The 21826-nt window shown below is 71.8% G+C and carries 21 protein-coding genes; 13 read left to right on the top strand and 8 right to left on the bottom strand.

All coding sequences use genetic code 11. The features are described 5' to 3' along the window. Window positions 1-114 precede the first annotated feature (114 nt). From ACWEV3_RS06670 to ACWEV3_RS06650, 5 genes are all read left to right on the top strand, one after another. Window positions 115-903 (top strand): metallophosphoesterase family protein, encoded by a 789-nt coding sequence (locus tag ACWEV3_RS06670; protein WP_452612983.1) that lies wholly within the window; start codon window positions 115-117, stop codon window positions 901-903. A 64-nt stretch (window positions 904-967) separates the two neighbouring features. Next, window positions 968-1411: an SRPBCC family protein gene (locus ACWEV3_RS06665; RefSeq protein WP_358570351.1), complete on the top strand. Its 444-nt coding sequence runs from the start codon at window positions 968-970 to the stop codon at window positions 1409-1411. 11 nt (window positions 1412-1422) lie between these two features. Next, a complete protein-coding gene (locus ACWEV3_RS06660) occupies window positions 1423-2640 on the top strand; it encodes an ArsA family ATPase (protein WP_452612918.1) in 1218 nt (405 codons plus the stop codon). A gap of 5 nt (window positions 2641-2645) precedes the next feature. Then, on the top strand, window positions 2646-3023 hold the full coding sequence (locus ACWEV3_RS06655; protein WP_452612917.1) for a hypothetical protein: 378 nt from the start codon (window positions 2646-2648) through the stop codon (window positions 3021-3023). Continuing rightward, a complete protein-coding gene (locus ACWEV3_RS06650; protein WP_452612916.1) occupies window positions 3017-3952 on the top strand; it encodes an ROK family protein in 936 nt (311 codons plus the stop codon). Before ACWEV3_RS06655 ends, ACWEV3_RS06650 begins: the two co-directional genes overlap by 7 nt. 124 nt (window positions 3953-4076) lie before the next feature. Here the strand turns inward: ACWEV3_RS06650 and ACWEV3_RS06645 are convergent, their stop codons facing one another. After that, a complete protein-coding gene (locus tag ACWEV3_RS06645; protein WP_452612915.1) occupies window positions 4077-4556 on the bottom strand; it encodes a DUF308 domain-containing protein in 480 nt (159 codons plus the stop codon). Beyond that, window positions 4553-5320 carry an alpha/beta hydrolase gene (locus tag ACWEV3_RS06640; RefSeq protein WP_452612914.1) on the bottom strand — a complete coding sequence of 256 codons (768 nt, stop codon included), beginning with the start codon at window positions 5318-5320 and terminating at the stop codon, window positions 4553-4555. The genes ACWEV3_RS06645 and ACWEV3_RS06640 overlap by 4 nt, the downstream gene beginning before the upstream one ends. 198 nt (window positions 5321-5518) lie before the next feature. On the opposite strand from ACWEV3_RS06640, the gene ACWEV3_RS06635 reads away from it, so the two are divergent. The 6 genes from ACWEV3_RS06635 (at window position 5519) to ACWEV3_RS06610 (ending at window position 12014) form a co-directional block, all read left to right on the top strand. Beyond that, entirely contained in the window at window positions 5519-6268 is a 750-nt protein-coding gene (locus tag ACWEV3_RS06635; protein WP_452612913.1) for a lysophospholipid acyltransferase family protein, read from the top strand. A 45-nt stretch (window positions 6269-6313) separates the two neighbouring features. Beyond that, window positions 6314-6811: a polyadenylate-specific 3'-exoribonuclease AS gene (locus ACWEV3_RS06630; RefSeq protein WP_452612912.1), complete on the top strand. Its 498-nt coding sequence runs from the start codon at window positions 6314-6316 to the stop codon at window positions 6809-6811. Between the two features lie 246 nt (window positions 6812-7057). Beyond that, window positions 7058-8083, top strand: a complete 1026-nt coding sequence (locus tag ACWEV3_RS06625) for a 6-phosphofructokinase (protein ID WP_452612911.1) — start codon at window positions 7058-7060, stop codon at window positions 8081-8083. Between the two features lie 283 nt (window positions 8084-8366). Next, on the top strand, window positions 8367-9827 hold the full coding sequence (locus tag ACWEV3_RS06620) for an MFS transporter (protein ID WP_452612910.1): 1461 nt from the start codon (window positions 8367-8369) through the stop codon (window positions 9825-9827). A 240-nt stretch (window positions 9828-10067) separates the two neighbouring features. After that, entirely contained in the window at window positions 10068-10544 is a 477-nt protein-coding gene (locus ACWEV3_RS06615; RefSeq protein ID WP_358570327.1) for a PPOX class F420-dependent oxidoreductase, read from the top strand. Window positions 10545-10625: 81 nt separating this feature from the next. Next, window positions 10626-12014 (top strand): class II 3-deoxy-7-phosphoheptulonate synthase, encoded by a 1389-nt coding sequence (locus tag ACWEV3_RS06610; protein WP_452612909.1) that lies wholly within the window; start codon window positions 10626-10628, stop codon window positions 12012-12014. Window positions 12015-12072: 58 nt separating this feature from the next. Here ACWEV3_RS06610 and ACWEV3_RS06605 read toward each other — a convergent pair whose 3' ends face one another. The 3 genes from ACWEV3_RS06605 to pknB all read right to left on the bottom strand — a co-directional run bounded on the left by ACWEV3_RS06605 (window position 12073) and on the right by pknB (window position 16673). Next, entirely contained in the window at window positions 12073-12768 is a 696-nt protein-coding gene (locus ACWEV3_RS06605) for an aspartate/glutamate racemase family protein (protein ID WP_452612908.1), read from the bottom strand. 110 nt (window positions 12769-12878) lie between these two features. Further along, window positions 12879-14468, bottom strand: coding sequence for a polyprenol phosphomannose-dependent alpha 1,6 mannosyltransferase MptB (mptB, locus tag ACWEV3_RS06600; RefSeq protein ID WP_452612907.1), 1590 nt, complete (start codon window positions 14466-14468; stop codon window positions 12879-12881). 222 nt (window positions 14469-14690) lie between these two features. Beyond that, a complete protein-coding gene (gene pknB / locus ACWEV3_RS06595; protein WP_452612906.1) occupies window positions 14691-16673 on the bottom strand; it encodes a Stk1 family PASTA domain-containing Ser/Thr kinase in 1983 nt (660 codons plus the stop codon). A 171-nt stretch (window positions 16674-16844) separates the two neighbouring features. Here pknB and ACWEV3_RS06590 point away from each other — a divergent pair, with 171 nt between their 5' ends. Continuing rightward, window positions 16845-17210, top strand: coding sequence for an Rv2175c family DNA-binding protein (locus ACWEV3_RS06590; protein WP_207954243.1), 366 nt, complete (start codon window positions 16845-16847; stop codon window positions 17208-17210). Window positions 17211-17328: 118 nt separating this feature from the next. Here the strand turns inward: ACWEV3_RS06590 and crtI are convergent, their stop codons facing one another. Both crtI and ACWEV3_RS06580 read right to left on the bottom strand, forming a co-directional pair. After that, entirely contained in the window at window positions 17329-18792 is a 1464-nt protein-coding gene (gene crtI, locus ACWEV3_RS06585) for a phytoene desaturase family protein (RefSeq protein ID WP_452612905.1), read from the bottom strand. Then, complete coding sequence (locus ACWEV3_RS06580) at window positions 18792-19922, bottom strand: polyprenyl synthetase family protein (protein ID WP_452612904.1); 1131 nt, start codon at window positions 19920-19922, stop codon at window positions 18792-18794. The genes crtI and ACWEV3_RS06580 overlap by 1 nt, the downstream gene beginning before the upstream one ends. A gap of 103 nt (window positions 19923-20025) precedes the next feature. Between ACWEV3_RS06580 and ACWEV3_RS06575 the strand changes: the two genes are divergently transcribed. Continuing rightward, window positions 20026-20904: a methylenetetrahydrofolate reductase gene (locus ACWEV3_RS06575; protein ID WP_452612903.1), complete on the top strand. Its 879-nt coding sequence runs from the start codon at window positions 20026-20028 to the stop codon at window positions 20902-20904. Here ACWEV3_RS06575 and ACWEV3_RS06570 read toward each other — a convergent pair. Next, the gene (locus ACWEV3_RS06570; protein ID WP_452612902.1) at window positions 20901-21566 is read right to left on the bottom strand and encodes a DUF3153 domain-containing protein; all 666 of its coding nucleotides are present in this window, start codon (window positions 21564-21566) and stop codon (window positions 20901-20903) included. The two genes, ACWEV3_RS06575 and ACWEV3_RS06570, sit on opposite strands and share 4 nt — an antisense overlap. Window positions 21567-21826: the final 260 nt, after the last annotated feature.

Here is a 21826-nt window from a genome sequence, read left to right as displayed (position 1 = left end):
CCGGTTGGCGGCTTGCGCCGCTCGAACGGTGCAGGTGGGCATCGGGTGCTCCCATAGCGGCCCTCGAACGGATTAGGTTCGAGGGGAGGAGTTGTCAGCGGAGGGGAGTTGGACTTGCGCGTCCACGTCGTTTCGGACGTCCACGGCAACGTCGAGGACCTCAAGCGGGCCGGGGACGGCGCCGACGCGCTCGTGGTGCTCGGTGACCTGATCGACTTCGTCGACTACCACGACCACGGCAAGGGCATCCTCGGGCGGGTGTTCGGCCCGGAGAAGGTGGCCCGGTTCGCCGAGCTGCGGCGCAGCCAGCGCGGCCCGGAGTTCGGCGCCTACGTGCGCTCGCTGTGGGCCGGGCTGACCGATCCGGCGGCGGTGGTCGAGGAAGCCGTGCGCGAGCAGTACGCCGAGCTGTTCGCGGCGCTGACCGCGCCCACCTACGCCACCCCGGGCAACGTCGACGCGCCGCACCTGTGGCCGGAGTTCGTCCGCGACGGCATCCGGGTGCTCGACGGGGAGAGCGCCGAAATCGGCGGCCTGACCTTCGGTTTCGTCGGCGGCACCGTGCTGCCGGCGGGTGTGACGCTGCGCCGCCACGCCGCCTGGGTGCCGTATCTGCGGCCCGAGGACGAGTACGACGCGGCCGTCGCGGCGCTGCCCGAAGTGGACGTGCTGTGCACCCACCTGCCGCCCGCCGTGCCGGAGCTGACCTACGACGTGGTGGCGCGGCGGCCGGAGAGCGGCTCGGCCGCGCTGGTCCGGCGGATCGCCGCAGACCGGCCGCGGTGGTCGCTGTTCGGGCACGTGCACCAGCCGCTGGCGCGGCGCATGCGGATCGGGCGCACCGAGTGCGTCAACGTCGGGCATTTCCAGCGCACCGGGCGGCCCTACGTGCTCCGCTGGTGAAGGTGAGCAAAAACCCTGCTCCTCCACGCCGCTACCGCTGCCCGCACCCGGTAACCTGCGGCGCATGGTCGATCAGTCCACCCAGTCCATCGTGATCGAGGCGCCGGCCGCGCAGATCATGGCAGCCATCGCGGATTTCGGCGCCTACCCGGAGTGGGCGGAAGCGGTGAAGGAGACCGAGGTGCTCTCGCAGACCTCGGGCGGTGACGCGGAGCGGGTGCGCTTCGTGCTGGACGCCGGAGTGGTCAAGGACACCTACGTCAACGTCTACGACTGGGCGGGCGACGGGCTGTCGGTGAGCTGGAACCTCGTCGAGGGCCAGGTGCAGAAGGCGCAGCGCGGCAGCTACCGGCTCAACCCGCTGTCCGGCGACCGCACCGAGGTGACCTACAGCCTGGCGGTGGACCTGGCGATCCCGATGATCGGCCTGTTCAAGCGCAAGGCCGAGAAGATGATCATGGATACGGCGCTGAAGGAGCTCAAGCGCCGCGTCGAAGGCACGAAGTAAGCAAGCATCCGTTGCGAATCCTGCTGTTCACCGGAAAAGGCGGGGTGGGAAAGACCACCCTCGCCGCCGCCACCGCGGCCCGCGTCGCCGGGCACGGCGGCAAGGTGCTCGTCGTCTCCACCGACCCGGCGCACTCGCTGGGCGATGCGCTCGACGTCGAACTCGCCGCGTTGCCGCGCGAGGTGCGGTTGGACGGTTCGCGAGCGGTGCTGCACGCCGCCGAGGTGCAGACCCGCGGGCTGGTCGACGGCGCCTGGCGCGAGCTGCGCGAACACCTGCGGACGATGCTGCAGGGAGCCGGTGTCGACGAGGTCGACGCGGAAGAGCTCACGGTGCTGCCCGGTGTGGAGGACCTGCTCGCGCTGTCCGAGGTGCACCGGCTGGCGGTGAGCGGGCCGTGGGACACCGTGATCGTCGACTGCGGGCCGACCGCCGAAACGCTGCGCCTGCTCGCGCTGCCCGAATCGCTCGCCGGCTACCTGGAGCGGCTGTTCCCGGCGCACCGCCGAGCCGTGCGCGGCCTGCTCGCCGGCATCGCCGGTAGCGAGCAGGTGGAGCGCTGGGACTCCGTCGCCGATGGGCTCGGGCGGCTCGCGGAGCGGCTCGCGGCCCTCAAGGACATGCTCGGCGACGCCGGGACCAGCGTCCGGCTGGTGCTCACTCCGGAGACGGTGGTGGCCGCCGAAACCCGCCGGACGCTGACCGCCCTGGCGCTCCAGCAGATCCGGGTGGACGGCCTGGTGGCCAACCGAGTGGTGCCGCACCCCGGATCGGCGCGCGGCGCCGCGGCGGGCTGGTTGCGCACCCGCCGCCACGAGCAGGAGAAGGTGCTCGACACGTTGCGGGCGGCGACGGATCTGCCGCTGCGCGTGGTCGAGCACCGCGCCGCCGAACCGGTCGGCGGGGAGGAACTGCTGGCGCTCGGCGACGAGCTCTACGCCGACGCCGATCCGCTGGAGAACCCGCCGAACCAGCCGTCCATGCAGGTCACCGGCGGTGGACGCGCGCTGGACGCGGAGTACTCGCTGCGGATCGCGCTGCCGCTGCACCCGGCGGCGGAGCTGGACCTGGCGCGGATCGGTGACGAGCTGGCGATCACCGTCGACGGCCGCCGGAGGCTGATCGCCCTGCCCGCGGTGCTCCAGCGGTGCGCCGTGACCTCGGCGGTCGCCGGCGACGACGGGCTGACGGTGCGGTTCCGGCCCGACCCAGAGTTGTGGATGCGGTGAGACCGGTGGACGAGATGCGCGACGAATCCCGGCACGACCAGCTCCTCGACGAGCTCCGGCAGCTGCTCGACGTGATCGCGGGCAAGGCGGAGGACTACCTGAGCAGCTGCGACCAGGGCGCCGAGCCCGGCAGCGGAACGAGCTGCGGCTGGTGCCCGTTGTGCGCGGCGGTGGCGCTGCTGCGCGGTCGCCGCCCGGAGCTCAACGACCAGATCCTCGGGATCATCCAGTCGCTGCGGCAGATGCTGGCCGATCAGCGCCCGGCCGAAGCGCCCGAGGAGTCCGAAGAGGACGTTCCGGCGCCGTCGAAGGTGCAGCGGATCGCGGTGCGGCGGGTCGCCGGCCCGGTGCTGGCGGACGGCGAGGCCGCGTCGAGGTGCTGACCATCGGAGTGGACGTCGGCGGGACCAGCGTGCGGGCCGGCGTGGTGGACCAGCACGGCGAGATCCTGGAAACCCACCGCGTGCCGACGCCGGCCACCGGACCCGAGCTGAACGCGGCGATCGCGGACACGGTTCGCGCGCTCGCGGACCGGTACCCGGTCGCCGGGGTCGGCCTGGCCGTCGCCGGCTTCGTCAGCGAGGACCGCAGGGTGGTGCGCTTCGCGCCGCACCTGGCCTGGCGGCACGTCGCGGTCGCCGACGAGCTCGCCGAACGACTCGGGCTGCCGGTCGTCCTGGAGCACGACGCGAACGCCGCGGCCGTCGCGGAACAGCGCTTCGGCGCGGCCGTCGGCGCGCGGGTGGCCGCGCTGGTGGCCATCGGCACCGGCATCGGCGGCGCGCTGGTGATCGGCGGCGAGGTGTTCCGCGGGGCCTACGGCGTCGCCCCGGAACTGGGGCACCTGCGGGTCGTCCCGGACGGCAGGCCGTGCTCCTGCGGCAAACGAGGCTGCTGGGAGCGGTACTGCAGCGGCACCGCACTGGCGGCCACGGCGCTGGAGCTCCGCCGGGAGGCAGGGGAGCCGGTGCTGGTCGAGCCGACCGGCGTCGACGTCGCGCACGCGGCGGAAGCGGGCGACCCGCTGGCCCTCCGCGCGGTCGCGGACCTGGCCCGCTGGCTCGGCGAAGGCCTGGCGCTCGTCGCGGACGTCTACGACCCGGAGGTCGTGGTGATCGCGGGCGGGGTCTCCGACTCGGCGCACCTGTTCCTCGACGCCGCCCGAGAGCACTACGCCCAGGCGGTCACGGGAGCCGGCCACCGCCCGCTAGCGCGGATCGCGGTGGCTCACTACGGGGATTCGGCGGCCCTGATCGGCTCGGCGGCCCTCGCCCGGGAACACGTCCTGACCGAAGCCCCGCACCTGACCTGACGCAATTTCAATGGAAATCGAAGGTCCGATTTCCATTGAAATTGCGGAAGTTGTCCACAGGCTCCGGTGTGTCGGGCCCCGACACGCCGGAGGTCCGCAGTTTCCATTGAAACTGCGGGACGCCTCAGACCTGGGCGCCGTCGTCGTTGCCGGTGTTCGGCGGCGGGCCCTGCCGCAGCCTCAGCAGGAGCCAGCCGATGCCCGCGCTGATCAGCACCAGGCCCAGCGGCATCGAGAGCGAACTCGACATCCCGGCGAGGCCGGGCACCAGCAGGACCAGCACCCCGACCGCGATCACCGCGATCCCGAGCAGCGTCGTCGGTCGCGGAGTGGGCAGCGGCGGCGGCTCCGGCGGGACGAAGTGCTCTTCCTCTTCCTCTGGCCCCGGCGCCCAGTCCCGCGGCCCCGCGTCGCGCGCGGCCTTCGGCTCGACCTCGGCGACGTCGGCGACCGCGCTCGCGGCGCCCGCGGCGTCGGTGGTGTCCCCGGGGGCGTCCTCGGGCCACCGCGCGAACGTCGAGTCCCGCTCCAGATCGGCGACGATCTCGGCGAATGCGGCGTCGATGTCCTCCGGCCCGTCGGGGTTGTCGCGGCGCGTGTTCATACGACTTCCTCGGCCCGTTCGCTGTGGATGCGTTGCAGGAATTCGACGCTGCCGCTGAAGATCGCGGGCGCGTCGTGGTCCAGCGTCGCCACGTGGAAGCTGTCGGCCAGCACGACCTCCGCGAGATCGCCGCTGGCCACCCCGTCCAGCACGAGCGCGGAGTTCACCGGCTCGACGATGTGGTCGACGGCCGACCGGAACAGCAGCAGTGGCTGGCGCACCCGGTCGAGGTCGGCGCGCACGACGTCCCAGAGCTCCTGCAGGCTGGCCATCGCGCGCAGCGGCAACCGCTGGTAGGCGAGCTCGAACCCGCCGGGTTTGGCGATGTCGCCGGGGATCCCGCCGATCGCGGGCCACACCCGGCTCAGCAGCGGCAGCAGCCGGGCGCCCCTGCGCAGCGTCGTCACCGACGGGTTGACCAGCACGATCCCGGCGATGTCGGGATGCTGCTCGGCCAGCCGCAAGGTGAGCGTGCCGCCCATGGACTGGCCGAACACGAACACGGACCGGCAGCGCCCGCGCAGTTCGGCGAGCTCGGCCTCCGCCGCGGCGAACCAGTCCCGCCAGCTCGTCCGGTTCAGGTCCGGCCACCGGGTGCCGTGGCCGGGAAGCAGCGGGCAGCGCACCGTGAACCCCTCCGCCGCCAGGTGCTCGCCCCAGGCGCGCATGCTCTGCGGGGTGCTGGTGAACCCGTGGCAGAGCAGCACGCCGATGTCCTCCGATCCGTTGTGCGTGAACGGTTCGGCACCGGGGAGCACGGGCACCGCGGCCTCCCAACAGCATCGGCGAGCCAGTACCTCTTCATCGTCGCATGCGCGGCCGACATGTGGGGCGGATTGGCGGTGCCGTCGTGATCGCTCCAGGGAGAGCGCGAGATCGCCACTTCGAGGCCGCATTGTGCCCGATGTCGCGGCTCCGTAGGCTGAGCAGGGAAGTCGGCGGGGCAAGGAGGCGGCAGCGCGGTGTTGTACTGGGTGATGAAGCACTTCCTGCTCGGGCCCTTGATGAAGCTGTTCTGCCGTCCGAAGGTCGAAGGCGTCGAGCACGTGCCGACCACCGGCGGCGCGATCCTGGTCAGCAACCACCTGGCGGTCGCCGACTCGTTCTTCATGCCGCTGATGATGCCGCGCCGGGTGACGTTCCTGGCCAAGCGCGAGTACTTCACGGGCAAGGGCGTCAAGGGCAAGTTCAAGAAGTACTTCTTCTCCGGCGTCGGGCAGGTGCCGATCGACCGCTCCAGCGGCGCCGCCGCGCAGGCCGCGCTGGACACCGGCGTCCGCCTGCTGCGCGAGGGCAAGCTGCTGGGCGTCTACCCGGAGGGCACCCGGTCGCCGGACGGCCGGCTGTACAAGGGCAAGACCGGGGTCGCTCGGATGGCGCTGGAGTCGAAGGCGCCGGTGATCCCGATCGCGATGTTCGGCACCGACCGGGTCAACCCCCTCGGGTCGAAGATGTGGTACCCGCACAAGGTCGTGGTGAAGGTCGGGCCGCCGCTGGACTTCTCCCGCTACGAGGGCATGGCGGGCGACCGGTTCGTGGAGCGGTCCATCACCGACGAGATCATGTACGCGCTGATGGAGCTCTCCGGCCAGGAGTACGTCGACGTCTACGCGGCGAAGGTGAAGGACGATCTCGCCGCGCAGGGCAAGCACGTCGCGGGCTGGAAGGAGCCGAAGCCCGCCGAGCGGCTCCCGGAGTCCAAGGCCGGCTGACGGCCCGCATACGCTGCTGGAACGGCGGGCACCTACCCTTGCCCGGTGCGGTACTTCTACGACTGCGAGTTCATTGAGGACGGACACACCATCGAGCTGGTGTCGATCGGGATGGTCGACGAGTCCGGCCGCGAGTTCTACGCGGTGTCCACCGAGTTCGACGCGTCTCGGGCCGGTGCCTGGGTGCGGCAGCACGTGCTGCCGCAATTGCCGCCGCCCGCCGATCCGTGCTGGCGCTCCCGCGCCCGGATCCGCGAGGACCTGTACTCCTTCCTGACCGCCCGCAACGGGAACGTCGAGCTGTGGGCCTGGTACGCCGCCTACGACCACGTGGCGCTGGCGCAGCTGTGGGGCGCGATGCCGATGCTGCCGTCGCGGATCCCGAAGTTCACCCGCGACCTGCGGCAGCGTTGGGAAGACCTCGGCAAGCCGAAGCTGCCCGCCGCGCCGGACAACGCGCACGACGCCCTGGCCGACGCCAAGCACAACCTCGAACGCTGGAAGGTGATGGAGGAGGTCCGCCGCAAGCGCGGCTTCGCCTGATCACTCGCGTGGCGATTTCGCGCGAAATCGCCGTTGCCCACGCGTGGCGGGCGACGATTTCGCGCGAAATCGCCGGGTGACCCGCTCCGGACCTCGCGCGTTCCCAGCTCCGCCGTCGCGACCGGTAACTTCCCGGATACTTGCTGCAACGATCCAGTTCGTGACACGCTGTGGTCAGGGGGAGATGCAGATCACGTCCTTTCTGGGCTGAATTCGAGGAGGCGGCGAAAAGCGATGCCGGCTGGAATGCGTGTCGGAGTGCTCACCGGTGGCGGCGACTGCCCCGGGCTCAACGCGGTGCTCCGCGCGGTGACCCGCAAGGGGATTTCGGTGCACCAGCACGAGATCCTGGGATTCCGCAGCGGGTGGCTGGGCCCGGTGGAGGGCCTGACCATGCCGTTGACCCTCGACAAGGTGGAGGAGATCCTCAACCGGGGCGGCACCATCCTGGGCTCGTCGCGCACCAACCCGTACAAGGTCGACGACGGGATCGCCCGGCTCAAGGCGACCCTGGCGGAGAACCAGGTGGACGCGCTGATCGCGATCGGCGGCGAGGACACCCTCGGCGTCGCCGAGCAGCTCACCCACGACGGCGTGCCGGTGGTCGGCGTGCCCAAGACGATCGACAACGACCTCGACGCCACCGATTACACGTTCGGCTTCGACACGGCGGTGCACATCGCCACGGAGGCCATCGACCGGCTGCGCACCACGGCGGAGTCGCACCACCGGGCGCTGGTGGTCGAGGTGATGGGCCGGCACGCGGGGTGGATCGCGCTGCACTCCGGGCTGGCGGGCGGCGCGAACGTCATCCTCGTGCCGGAGCAGCCGTTCAGCGTCGAGAAGGTCTGCGCCTGGGTGGAGCAGCGCTTCGAGCGCCAGTACGCGCCGATCATCGTGGTAGCCGAGGGAGCGGTCCCGGAGGGCGGCAAGGAACTGCTGCTGACCGGTGAGAAGGACGCCTTCGGCCACGTCCGGCTGGGCGGTGTCGGCACCTGGCTGGCGGAGGAGATCGCGGCGCGGACGGGCAAGGAGTCGCGCGCGGTCGTCCTCGGCCACGTGCAGCGCGGAGGCACGCCGACGGCCTACGACCGGGTGCTGGCAACCCGCTTCGGCCTGCACGCGATCGACGCGATCACGGAAGGCGACTACGGCAAGATGGTGGCGCTGCGCGGCACGGACATCGTCCGGGTGCCCCTGAGCGAAGCGACGGCATCGCTGAAGACGGTGCCCCTGGAGCGCTACGCAGAAGCCGAAGTCCTCTTCGGCTGAAGCCCGGAGAAGGGGTGTCGTCCACGGTGGCGACGCCCCTTCGTTCATGAGGTGGCCGAGTTCTTCCCCGGCTGCGCGTCGCCGGAAGCCGACCGTCTGATCCACTGTGGACACCCTGGTTCCGGCGTGCCGGGATCTCGCCGACATCTGGCGCGAAGGCGTGCGCATCGGCCGGTCGATCGCCGGCGGCGTTCCAGCATGTGGACGTATTCGTTCCACCGGTTAGGCTAACCCCTCGCTCGCGCCTGCGGGCACGATCCAAGAACTTCGGAGGGGTGCAGCCGTGTCCACGCAGCCGGTCGCCGAGCGGGAGCCCGTGCTCATCCGCTCGGCTCGGGACGTCACCGAACTGGTCAACTCGGGTGCGGCGCGGGGCAGCCACGCGAAGATGATCGTGCTGCTGGCCCTCGGCGGGATCTTCCTGGACGCCTACGACCTCACTTCGCTGGCCTACGGCATCACCGACATCAAGCAGCAGTTCGGGCTCTCCCCGGCCGGCGCCGGCGCCGTCACCGCCTCCATCAGCGTCGGCGCGATCTTCGGCGCGTGGCTCGGCGGCCTGCTGGTGGACCGGCTCGGCCGCTACCGCGTGTTCATGGCCGACATGCTGTTCTTCGTGGTCTCCGCGCTCGGCTGCGCGCTCGCGCCGAACATGGAGGTCCTGATCTTCTTCCGGTTCCTGATGGGCTTCGGCGTCGGCATGGACATCCCGGTCGCGATGGCCTTCCTGGCCGAGTTCTCCCGGCTGAAGGGCAAGGGGAGCAAGGGTTCCCGCACCGCGGCGTGGTCGCCCGCCTGGTACGTGGCCACCAGCGGTTGCTACCTGGTGATCATGGCGCTGTACTTCGTGCTGCCCGACGAGCACCACGGCCTGCTGTGGCGGTTCACCGTCGGCTTCGGCGCGGTGCCCGCGCTGGTGATCCTGCTGGTGCGCAACAAGTACATGAACGAGTCGCCGTCCTGGGCGGCCGACCAGGGCGACCTGGAGCGGGCCGCGAAGATCCTGCGCAAGTCCTACGGCGTCAACGCCGTGGTGGCGCCGGACGCGGAAGTGGTGAAGCCCCGGGCCGAGCGCCGCGGGCTGCGGGACTTCGCGCAGCTGTTCCAGCGCCGCTACCGCGCCCGGACGTTCCAGGCGCTGGCCATCGGCCTCGCCCAGACCTTCGGCTACAACGCGGTCGCCTACGGGCTGCCGATCATCATCGCGAGCATCCTCGCCCAGGGCGCGCTGAACACGATCACCGCCTCGCTGGTGCTCAACCTGGTCTTCGCGGTCACCGGTGGCCTGCTCGGCATCCGGCTGGCCAACACGGCGGGTGCCTGGAAGATGACGTTCATCGGGTTCGGCGTGCAGCTGGCGTCGATGGTGGTGCTGGCGCTGATCGGCAAGCCGTCGGCGACCGCGTACGTGCTGTTCGCGATCTTCGCGCTGGGCGCGTTCATGTTCGCGCAGGCCTCCGGGCCGGGCGCGCACTTCATGAGCTTCGCGTCCCTGAGCTACCCGACGACGATGCGCGGCACCGGGATCGGCTTCAACCAGGGCACCCTGCGGGTCGGCTCGACGCTGGCGCTGTTCTTCTTCCCGGTGCTCAGCGCGTCGCTGGGCAGCGGCGTGTTCTGGGTGATCGCGCTCGCCCCGCTGATGGGCCTGGTGGCGCTGCTGGCCAAGCGCTGGGAGCCGGTGGGCTACGACGCCGACGCGGTCGAGGCCGAGTGGCAGACGGAGAAGGCCGCGGTGAGCTAGCTCGGCTTCTTCCAGACGACGACGTCCAGCGTCAGCTCTGAGTCCTTGGCGTCGCGGACGACGATCCGCGCGTAGGTGCTACTGGTCGTCTTGACGCAGAACGCGGCGCCGGTGACCGGGCTGGTCTGGGGCGGCAGCTCGGTCGCCTGGCCGCTCGGCTGACCGGCCTTCGTTGACTCGGTGGGGTGTTCCGGAACAAGATCGGCACACCACCGGCCCAGCGGGAAACGGAGCGCTGCAATGTCGCGTCGCGGTCAGATCACCATGTCCGAGGACGAGATCGTCGACTTCATCGCCCAGCGCCGGGTCGTCGTGCTGGCGACGCTGAAGGCCGACGGGCGACCGCACCTGGTGCCGATGTGGTTCGTGCACGACGGCCCGGTGATCGAGGTGTGGTCCTACGGCCGGTCGCAGAAGACGCTGAACCTGCGTCGCGATCCGCGGGCCACGCTGTTGCTGGAGACCGGCACGGAGTACGGCGAGCTGCGCGGCGTCTCGCTGGAGTGCGATGTGCAGCTCCTGGACGCGCCGGAGGACGTCGAGCGCATCGGACTGGGCCTGGCGGAACGCTACGGCACGGCGGCTCCGGGCGAGCTGGCGGCGAGCGAGGAAGCCCGGGCCGTCCTGCGCGCCAAGGCCGCGAAGCGGGTCGGGCTGCGTTTCACCCCCACCCGGACGATCACCTGGGACCACCGCAAGCTCGGCGGCGGCTACTGAATCGAAGCCCGCAGGGCTTCCGCGATGTGGGACGGCTCTCCCGGCGTTAAAGGTGTAGCGCGCAGCCCCTATTCTGGGAACGTGAACTGGACCGTCGACGTCCCCGTAGATGACCTGCCCGAGCTGCCGCCGTTGCCGCCGGAGATGCGCGCCCGCCTGGACGACGCGCTGGCCCGCCCTGCCGCGCAGCAGCCGCAGTGGCCGAACCCGGACCAGGCCGGCAGCGTCCGGAAGGTGCTGGAGAGCGTCCCGCCGGTGACCGTGCCCTCCGAGGTGGACGAGCTGCGCCGGCACCTCGCGGCGGTCGCCCGCGGCGAGGCGTTCCTGCTGCAGGGCGGCGACTGCGCGGAGACCTTTGCGGACAACACCGAGCCGCACATCCGCGGCAACATCCGCACGCTGCTGCAGATGGCGGTGGTGCTGACCTACGGCGCGAGCATGCCGGTGGTCAAGGTCGGCCGGATCGCCGGGCAGTACGCCAAGCCGCGTTCCAGCAACACCGACGCGCTGGGCCTGCCGTCCTACCGCGGCGACATGATCAACTCGCTGGTCGCCACCGAGGACGCGCGCCGCCACGACCCGTCGCGGCTGATCCGCGCCTACGCCAACGCCAGCGCCGCGATGAACCTGTCCCGCGCGCTGACCAGCGCCGGGATGGCCGCGCTGACCAAGGTGCACGACTGGAACAAGGACTTCGTGCTCAACTCGCCGGCCGGCGAGCGCTACGAGTCCGTCGCCGCCGAGATCGACCGCGGCCTGCGCTTCATGGCGGCCTGCGGCGTGGACGACTCCAGCCTGCACTCGGTGCAGTTCTTCGCCAGCCACGAGGCGCTGGTGCTGGACTACGAGCGCGCCATGCTCCGGCTGGACACCACCGGCGACCGGCCGCGGCTGTTCGACCTGTCCGGGCACTTCCTGTGGGTGGGGGAGCGGACCCGCCAGCTGGACGGCGCGCACATCGCGTTCGCCGAGCTGATCTCCAACCCGATCGGCCTCAAGATCGGCCCGGGCACCACGCCTGAGCAGGCCGTGGAGTACGTCGAGCGGCTGGACCCGAACAACGAGCCCGGCCGGCTCACCCTGATCAGCCGGATGGGCAACGGCAAGGTGCGCGACGTGCTGCCGCCCATCGTGGAGAAGGTCACCGCCTCCGGGCACCAGGTGATCTGGCAGTGCGACCCCATGCACGGCAACACCCACGAGGCGAGCACCGGCTACAAGACCCGGCACTTCGACCGGATCGTGGACGAGGTGCAGGGCTTCTTCGAGGTGCACCACCGGCTCGGCACCCACCCGGGTGGCATCCACATCGAGCTGACCGGTGAGGACGTCACGGAGTGCGTCGGCGGCGCCCAGGAGATCTCCGACGCGGACCTGGCGGGCCGCTACGAGACGGCCTGCGACCCGCGCCTGAACACCCAGCAGTCGCTGGAGCTGGCGTTCCTGGTCGCGGAGATGCTGCGCGGCTGAACCAGCGGGAAGCATTCGGGAGGGCCCGGAACCCAAGCGGTTCCGGGCCCTCCCTCTGTCACTCGGCGAGCGCGATGTCCAGGGCGTGCCCGACGTGCAGGCGGGTGGAGTCGAACAGCGGCAGCGGGCTGTCGTCCGGGCCGAGCAGCAGCGTGATCTCGGTGCAGCCGAGGATCACGGCCTCGGCACCACGTCCCGCCAAGCCCCGCACGATCCGCACGTACTGCTCGCGGGAGGCGTCCTCGACGCGGTTGCGGGTCAGCTCCCGGTAGATCACGTCGTGCACCACGGTGCGGTCGGGTTCCTCCGGGACGATCACGTCGATGCCGTGCCGGTCGCGCATCCGCGCCCGGTAGAAGTCGAGTTCCATCGTGTAGCGGGTGCCCAGCAGGCCGACCCGGGTGAGGCCGGCGGCCGCGATCCGCGCGCCGGTGGCGGCGACGATGTGCACGAACGGCACGTCGATCGCCGCCTCGATCTCGTCGGCGACCTGGTGCATCGTGTTGGTGCAGAGCAGGACCAGATCCGCCCCGGCGCGGCGCACCTGGCGCGCGGCGTCTGCCAGACGCCGGCCCGCCGCTGCCCAGTCCCCGGCCTCCTGCATGGCCACGATCTCGGCGAAGTCCACGCTGTACAGCACGCTGGGCACGGTGTTGTAGCCGCCGAGTCGAGCGCGGCTCTCCTCGTTCAGCAGCCTGTAGTACTCGGCGGAGGATTCCCAGCTCATCCCGCCGAGCATCCCGATCGTGCGCATGCGTCCTCCTCGTCGAAACGGCGTCGTGCCAGACAGCCTCGCCTGTGGCAGCCGGTGCCGGTGAGCCGGGGTGTTGCCCAGGAGGTCGTGCACTGCCGCGGGACGAACGATCAGGGCCGTGATTCGTGCACTTCGCGCGGCAGCTGGGCGGTCGTGACCGTGCGCGAGAACTTGCCGAAGGTGCTGCTCAGGCCCAGTGGGTCGAAGCGGACCAGGGACAGCGCGCCGAGCACCGCGGCGCCGATGCCGACCGCGACGAACGGCCAGTTGTACATCGCCTGCTCGCCGTCGGGGTAGTAGGCCAGGACCAGCGCGATCGAGGCGCCGACCACGTAGGACAGCGCGCGCGGCGTCCAGGCGAAGGCCGCACCCAGCGCCAAGCCCCACGTCGTGTACCACGGCAGCAGGACCGGCGACAGGAACGCGCCGAAGCACAGCACGATCGCCGCGCGGCGCACCGCCTCGGGCCCGCCGTCCCGCGCCTGCCACCAGTTCCAGGCCAGGATCACCACCAGCAGCACCGAGCCGAGCGTGCGCGTGGTGCCCACGAACGGCCAGATGTTGGTCTCGCCGAACACCTGCACCAGGCTGTGCACCGCTTGGCCGACGGCGGTCGGCGCGGAGAGGTAGTTGACGATCATGCCGGGCGCCGAGAGCGCGGAAAGCCACCCGAACCCGACCTTGGCGAGCGCCGTGCAGGCCCCGAAGACCACCACGAACACGCCCACAGCCGGGAAGACGGCGCGGACGAACCGCCGCCACAGCGGCCCTTCCAGGCGGGACGCCCAGATCCACACCAGGAACGGCAGCGCGAGCCCGGCGGTCGCCTTGATCGCCATCGCCGCCGACACCAGCGCGATCCCGGCCACGTTCTTGCCTTCGAGCATCAGCAGGGTGCCGACCGCCAGCAGCCCGATCATGAGCATGTCGTTGTGCGGGCCGCCGACGAGGTGCACCACGGTCATCGGGCTGGCGGCGACCAGCCAGAGCGCGACCGGCAGCCGACCGCCGAGGTGCCGGACCAGGCCGGGGAGGGCGCAGATCAGCAGCGCCAGGCCGCCCAGCAGCACCAGCCGCATCACGATGACGCTGGCGATGACGTCGTGGCCGGCCAGCAGGATCACGCCCTTGGCCACGCCCATGAACAGCGGGCCGTACGGCGCGGGCGTGGTCTGCCAGGTGGGGTGCACGTTCTCCGGGATCGGCCCGGTCAGCGCGGACGGGCCGACGCCGTAGGGGTCGAGGCCGTTGAGCGCGAGCAGGCCCTGGCCCAGGTAGCTGTAGACGTCGCGGGTGAACAGCGGCGGCGCGATGAGCATCGGGCCGAGCCAGGCGGCGGTCGCCCACAGCACGCCGCGGGAGGCCACCAGGTTCGCGATCACCCCGCGGCCGAGCCGCACCCACGCCCACACCAGCAGCGCGAAACCGACGTAGACGACCGTGACCGCGACGTCGCGCCCGTGCCCGTAGCGCAGCGCCGAAAGCGGCCCGGAGCCGAGGACGGGATCGTGGACGAGCGTGCCTGCGGCGCCGAAGGATCCGATCAGCAGCAGCACGGACCCGATCGCGCCCAGTGCGATGGTGCGCAGGGGCAGCGGGCGCCGAGGCCGGCGTCCGCCGAGACTGGGCTGGCCGGCTGTGGTGTTGGTGGTCCGTTCGGACCAGTCGGGAGCCGACTCGATCGAAACACTCGGGGGCATTGTGCTCCCAATAGTTCCACAACCGGCCGCGCGAGCCGCTGTGACCAGGCGAGATCCGTCGTGTCGTGGGCTACGCTCCCGCTTTTCGGTGATCGCCGGGCGCCGAGTACGCGCTGGTAGACACCGGCGGCGGGAAAACGTTACACCGCCGAGAAGAGATCAGGATCACATTGCGGATCGCGCGGTTCTGCCGGGTCGTGGGCGGGCCCACGACCCGGTGGCTCAGAACGCGGTCACGTGGATCGTCGATCCGGGCTCGACCTTGCTGCCGGGGAGCGGCAGCTGCCCCAGGATCATCATGCCGTCGCGCTCGAAGAACGCCTGCACGTCCAGCTGCAGGCCCAGCGCGGCGACCTGCTGCTTCGCCTCGTCGACCCGGACGCCGTTGAGGCTGGGCACCTCCACCGCGTTGGACAGCACCACGCCGATCCGCGGCTTGCCGACCAGCCGGATCTCGCTGCCGATGGCCGGGTCGGTGCTGATGACGTGGTCGCCGGCGATGTCGGAGTCGAACTGGCGGCCCGCCTCGTAGGGATCGAACCCGGAGTTGCGCAGCGTGGTGAACGCGTCGTCCTTGCTCATCCCGCGCACGTCGGGCACCTTCACCGGCGGCGGGCCCTTGCTGACGATCACGGTGACCTCGGCGCTGATGTTCAGCGGCGTACCGGGGCCGGGGTTCACGCTGATGACCCGGCCTTCGGGCACCGTCGTGTGGAACTGGTCGGCGGACTCGTCGTGCTTGGGTTGCAGCTTGACGTTGCGGATCGCGCTCTCCGCCTCGGCGAGCGTGGTGCCCTCGGCGATCTCCGGGACCTTCGGCTTGCCCAGCGAGACGACGAGGTCCACGGTGCTGCCGCTGCGCGCCTTGCTGCCCTCGTTCGGGTTGGAGCTGATCACCACGCCTTCCGCGACGGTGTTGTCGTAGGTCTTGGTGACGTTGCCGGTCAGCCCGGCGCCTTCCAGCGCCTGCTGCGCGACGGCCTCCTGCTCGCCGACGAGGCGCGGCACCTGGACCGAACTGCCCAGGCCCAGCCAGAACGCGGCGCCACCCACCAGCGCGGCCAGCGCCAGGACCACGACGGTCCACACCAGCACCGTCCGCCTGCCGCGACGCCGGTCCCGCTGCGGGCCGGTGGCCGGGGCGGCGACGGCGGAGAACTCCTGGGTGTGGTCGCCGGTGGCGGGGCGGGCCATCGCGCGGGTGCGCTGCGGCCCGACGGGGTGCGTCTCGCGGACGGCCGGGATCTGCTCCGTCGGCGGGTCCCCGGCCGCGGGCGCCATCTGCGTGGTGCGCTCCTCGGACGCCGGGACCGGCACGGCGACCGGGGCGATGCCGAGGTCGGTGCGGACCTGCTGCAGCTCGGCGAGGAACACCTCGGCGTTCTCCGGGCGCTGCGCGGGGTCGCGGCGCGTCGCGCGGAACACGAGGTCGTCGATGGCCTGCGGGATCTCCGGCACCAGCTCGCTCGGCGGCGGGACGTCGTCGTTGACGTGCCGGTACGCCACCGACAGCGCGGTGTCGCCCACGTAGGGCGGGCGGCCGGTCAGCATTTCGAAGAGCACGATCCCGGCGGCGTACACGTCGGAACGCGCGTCGGCGGCCCCGGTGGTCACCTGCTCCGGCGACAGGTACGCGACGGTGCCCAGGATGATGCTGCCGCTGGTCGTGCCGGCTTCCGCCGCGGCCCTGACCAGCCCGAAGTCGGCGACCATGACCGAGCCGTCCCGGCCGATCAGCACGTTCTCCGGCTTGACGTCCCGGTGCACCATGCCCGCCTGGTGCGCGGCGCCCAGCGCCGAGAGCACCGGCGCCATGACGCTCAGCGCCATCGCCAGCGGCAGGCGGCCGCCGCGGTCCATGATCAGGTCCCGCAGCGTGCAGCCCTCGACGAGCTGCATCACCAGGAACACGTGGTCGCCGTCGGTGCGGTGGTCCACGCCCTGGTCGTAGACGGCGACGACGTCGGGGTGGTGCAGCCGGGCGGCGGCGCGCGCCTCGCGCTCGAAGCGGTCGACGAACGACCGGTCGCCGGAGTACTGCGCGTCCATCACCTTGAGCGCCACCGGCCGGTCCAGCCGGGTGTCCAGGCCGCGGTAGACCGTGGACATGCCGCCGCGAGCGATCAGCGAATCGACCCGGTAGCGGCGTTCGAGCATGGCTCCGACGAGGCTCGCGCCACCGCCGGAACGTGTCTCAGGAGTCATCTTCCGCCCACCGCCGGGTACCTTTCCGCCCCCGATTGTGGCAGGCCGCGCGGGCAGCACCGGGGATGGCTCCGCAGTCGGGCTCGGGATCGATCACGATCATGATGGTATGCCGGGCGCGACCCGTGCGGTGTGCGGCATAGCGGTCGGTCATGTGGCAAGGTGTGCAGCGTGAGTGCGATCCCTGCTGCCCCGGATGTGCTCGCTCCCGATGTGGAGGTCGTCCCGCTGCCCGACGTCGCCGAGCGACTCGGTCAGCCAGTGACCCGGGTGCACCAACTGATCCGTGATGGACATCTGCTCGCCCTGCGCAGGAACGGAGTGCTGGGCGTGCCCACCGCGTTCCTCGTCGACACCGAAGTGGTGAAGGGCCTGGCGGGCACGATCACCCTGCTCCGGGACAACGGCTACCAGGAGGACGAGATCCTCCGGTGGCTGTTCACCCCGGACGACTCGTTGCCCGGCACGCCGATCGACGCGTTGCGCGGCGACCGCGGTCGAGAGGTGAAGCGGAGGGCCCAGGCGATGGGCTTCTGAGGTCCGGCCGACCGGACGACGAAACGCTGCTCAGCCTGCTCAGGGCTCGTGAGCACTTTGGTCCGTCCAAAGTACTCACGAGGCCGTTGAGCTGCGCGAACGCGGCAGTCGGCGCCGGTCAGCCGGTGATGCGCCGGGCGGCGAGCTTGCCGGACAGCAAGACCGGCGGAACGCCCACGCCCGGCGTCGTGCCCGAGCCGGCCAGCACCGCGTTGGCCAGGCCGCGCACCAGGTTGCGCGGCCGGAACGGTCCTGTCTGCGCGAACGTGTGCGCGGCCGAGAACGGGGTTCCGGCGGCGTGGCCCTGCGCCGCCCAGTCCGCCGGCGTGATCAGCTGCTGCTCCTCGATCGCCGCGCCGAAGCCGGTGAACCCGCGCCGCTCCAGCTCGCCCAGCAACTCGTCGCGGTAGGCGGGGCCGATCCGGTCCCAGTCGATCGGCCCGGTGCTCAGGTTCGGGCAGGGCGCGAGCACGTAGTGCAGCTCGCGGCCGTCGGGCGCCAGCGACGGATCGGTCGCGGTCGGCCGGGTGATCAGCAGTGACGGATCGGTCATCAGCCTGCCGTCGCGGATGATCTCGGTGAACGTGCTGTGCCAGGCCGCGCCGAAGGAGATCGTGTGGTGCGCGTCGGACCAGCCGCGGGTGGTCCCGGCGTGCAGCACCACCGCCGACGGCGACCAGCGCAACCGCCGCCGCGGGCGGTGGCCGAGGAGCTCGTGCACGACCGGCAGGTCGGGCGTGAGCACGAACGCGTCGGCCGCGATGCGGGTGCCGTCGGACGTCCGGACCGCGGTGATCCGGTCGCCGCGCCGCTCCAGCTCCGCCACTTCGGTGTTGTAGCGGAACGAGACGCCCGCGCCCGCTGCCGCGTCGGCGAGCGCGGTCGGGACCGCGTGCATGCCGCCGCGCGGGAACCACACCCCGTTGACGGTGTCCATGTACGAGATGACGGCGTACAGGGCGAGCGCTCTACGCGGGTCCAGGCCCGCGTAGAGAGCCTGGAAGGAGAAGACCCGGCGCAGCCGCTCGTCGGCCAGGAACCGGCCGATCGCCGGGCCGAGCCGGCCGAAGCCGCCGAGCGCCGCGAGGCGCGCCAGCTCGGGAGAGAGCAGGTCCAGCGGTGAGTCGAAGTTCGCGTCGATGAAGCGGTGCATCTCCGCCCGGTAGACCTCGGTCAGCCAGCGCCGCAGCCGCCGGTACCCGGCCGCTTCCGCAGGCCCGGCGAACCGCCGCACCTCCTCTTCCATCGCGTCGGCGTCGGTGTGCACGTCGAGCGCCGAGCCGTCCGCGAACCGCGCCCGGTAGGCCGGGTGCAGCGGGATCAGGTCGAGGCGGCCGGCCACCGATTCGCCCACCGCGTGCAGTGCCTCGTCGACGAGCTCGGGCATGGTCAGCACGGTCGGGCCGGTGTCCATCCGGTACCCGGCGACCTCGTGCAACCCGGCCCGCCCGCCCGGCAGGCCGGCCCGTTCGACGACCGTCACCCGTCGCCCGGCGCCCGCGAGGTGCAGGGCCGCGGTCAGCCCGGCCAGTCCCGCACCGACGACCACGACGTGATCGGTGCGGCCGGAGACGGTGCGCATCAGTGGCTGCGGTCGGTGACGGCGATCGCGAGCTCCGCCAGCCGCGACGCGGCCGGTTCGGCCAGCCCCGCGGTGTGCAGCGCGAGCATCGCCGAGCCGGTCAGGTCGGTGATCCGCTTCTCGACGGCCGCGACCGCGCCGAGCCTCGTCAGCACCTGCCGGGCCTGCTCGACGCGGTCCGCGTCCAGTTCGGGATCGCCGAGCACGTCGCGCAGCAGGTCCAGCGCGGGCTGATCGGCCTGCTCGCGGGCCGTCGCCACGGCCTCGGCGATCAGCACCGTCCGCTTGCCTTCGCGCAGGTCGTCACCGGCGGGCTTGCCGGTCACCCCGGGGTCGCCGAAGACGCCGAGCAGGTCGTCGCGGAGCTGGAAGGCGACGCCGATGTCGGAGCCGAACCGGCGCAGCGCCTCCAGCGCGCCCGGGCCGGCCCCGGCGGCCTCCGCGCCGAGCTCCAGCGGCCGCTGGACGGTGTAGGACGCGGCCTTGAGCTGGCAGATCTGCAGCGCGGCCTGCGTCGTCTCGTCGCCGCGGAACTGGCCGAGCACGTCGAGGTACTGGCCGGCGAGCACCTCGGTGCGCATCGCGCGCCACGGGCGCAGCGCCCGGGCCAGCGCCTCCGGCGGGATGCCGGCGCTGTGCAGCAGGTCGTCGGCCCAGGACAGCGCCAGGTCGCCGAGCAGCACCGCGGCGGCGCGCCCGAACTGGATCCCGCTGCCGGAGAACCCGGACTCGCGGTGGATCTGCTCGAACTTGCGGTGCACGGTCGGGTTGCCGCGGCGGGTGTCCGATTCGTCGATCAGGTCGTCGTGCACCAGCGCGCAGGCCTGCAGCAGCTCCAAGGCGCTCGCGGCCCGCAGCATCGCCTGCGCCGCGGGGCCCTCGGCGGGCCCGCCTGCCGCGCGCCAGCCCCACCACGCGAAGGTGGGGCGGATCCGCTTCCCACCGCCGAGGACGAACCCGGCCAGCTCGGCCACCGCGGTCGCGAACGCCGGGTCGAGGTCGGCTGCCTCGGCGCTGCGGGTCTGCAGGTAGTCGGTCAGCGTCCGCTGGACCTGACCGGGGAGGTCGGTTTCCACGACGACGGTGTCCTTGCCGGTCGCTTGCAGGGTGGTCGAATTCGATGGGGGCACACCTCCATCCTCCGCGACGCCATCGGGTGACGGCCGCCGGGGCCGCTCCCAGCCGCTGGGACGACGCCGGAGGAGTCCGGGAACCGTCCTTATCCTGTTCGGCATGACGGCGGTGGTGGATCGGTTGCGGACCGAGAAGACGACTTTCTCGGTGGAGTTCTTCCCGCCGCGAGGCGACGACGAGGAGCGCATCCTCTGGCGGGCCATCCGCGAGCTGGAGCCGCTGGACCCCGCCTTCGTCTCGGTGACCTACGGCGCGGGCGGCTCCAACCGGGACCGCACCATCCGGACCACCGGCCGCATCGCTCAGGAGACCACCCTGACGCCGATGGCGCACCTGACCGCGGTGGACCACTCCGTCGCCGAACTGCGAAACGTCATCGGCTGGTACGCCGCGTCCGGGGTGCAGAACGTGCTGGCCGTGCGCGGTGATCCGCCGGGGGACCCGAACGGCGAATGGCGCCGGCACCCCGAGGGCCTGACCTACGCGGAGGAACTCGTCCGGCTGGTGCGGGAGCTCGGCGAGTTCTGCGTCGGCGTCGCGGCCTTCCCGCACGGCCACCCGCGCTCCGCGGACCTGGAAACCGACGCCGACCACCTGGTGCGCAAGATCCGCGCGGGCGCGGGCTTCGCCATCGCCCAGCTGTTCCTGGAGCCGGAGTACTTCCTGCGGCTGCGCGACCGGATGGCTGCCCGCGGCTGCGACGTGCCGCTGCTGCCGGGCATCATGCCGATCACCACGCCGCGGGTGCTGGGCAAGTTCGGCGAGCTCGCCGGGGTGCCGGTGCCCGCCGAGGTGTCGGAGCAGCTGCTGCCGCTGGCGGAGGATCCGGCGGGGTTCCGCGCCGCAGGCGTGGACCTGGCGACGCTGCTGTGCGAGCGGCTGATCGCCGAGGGCGTCCCGGCGCTGCACTTCTACACCCTCAACCGCTCGAAGGCGACGCGCCAGGTGGTCGCGAACCTCGGCCTGGGAGCCGGCTAGGCGTTCTGGTCCGCCCGGCTGCGCACGTGGGCGCGCAGCGCGAGCGCCGCCACGACGGCCGCGGCGCAGAACGTGAGCCCGCCGACCAGCAGCGCCCAGCCGATCCAGTCCATCCCGGTGGCGCTGGAGAACTGGTAGGTGGCCGACATCTCGCTGACCGCGCCGGGCTGCAGCGACCAGGAGACCGTGCCGGCGCTCTCTTCGCCGTTGGTGTTGGTGATCTCGCCGGGCGCGCTGATCTTCAGGTCGACGCCGGAGTCGGTGTCGGCCAGCGGCGTCAGGTCCGCCGAGCCCTCGAAGATCACCAGCGAGCCGGACCTGGACAGGTGCAGCCGGTAGCGGGCATCGGGGCTCATCGCCTCGGCGAGCTGCTCGACCTCCGGGAAGGTCAGGTCGCGGAACGACAGGTGCGAGCCGACGCGGGGGCCGTCGCGGAACGGCGTGATCTGCACCCGGTCGGCGACGTTCTCGGGCGGCTGCAGGCGGAGCGGGGCCTGCCCGTCGGCGACCTGGGTGGCGAGCACGACCTCGCCGGACACCTGGTCCTCGCCGGAGATGTTCAGCGAGGCGTTGGCGTGCAGGCACCCGCTGAGCAGCGCGCCGAGCACGGTGATCAGGACCAGCAGGAGCGCGGTGCGGCCGCGCGGGGTCTTGTCCTCCACCCGGGCGATCTTTCCATCCGGCGAGCCTTTTCGCCGCCCGCGAACGCCCGCTTTCGTCGAGGCGCGTGACCGTCGTCGCCGCGATAGTGGGTTGTTGCTCTTGAAGCAGCGAAGCCGCTTGGCCCAGCTTGCGCCGCCGCAGGTTCACCACGGTGCGCACCCGTCCGGGGTTCTCCCGGCGAGGACAGCCCCGACGTGGTGAATCGGCCGGGGATCCCGCGGCGGGAAGGCGTCCGGGGTTCCGCTACCCGCGCCGTTAA

It is taken from the genome of Saccharopolyspora sp. NPDC003752 (assembly GCF_053605825.1).
This window is presented reverse-complemented; position numbering and strand designations above follow the sequence as displayed.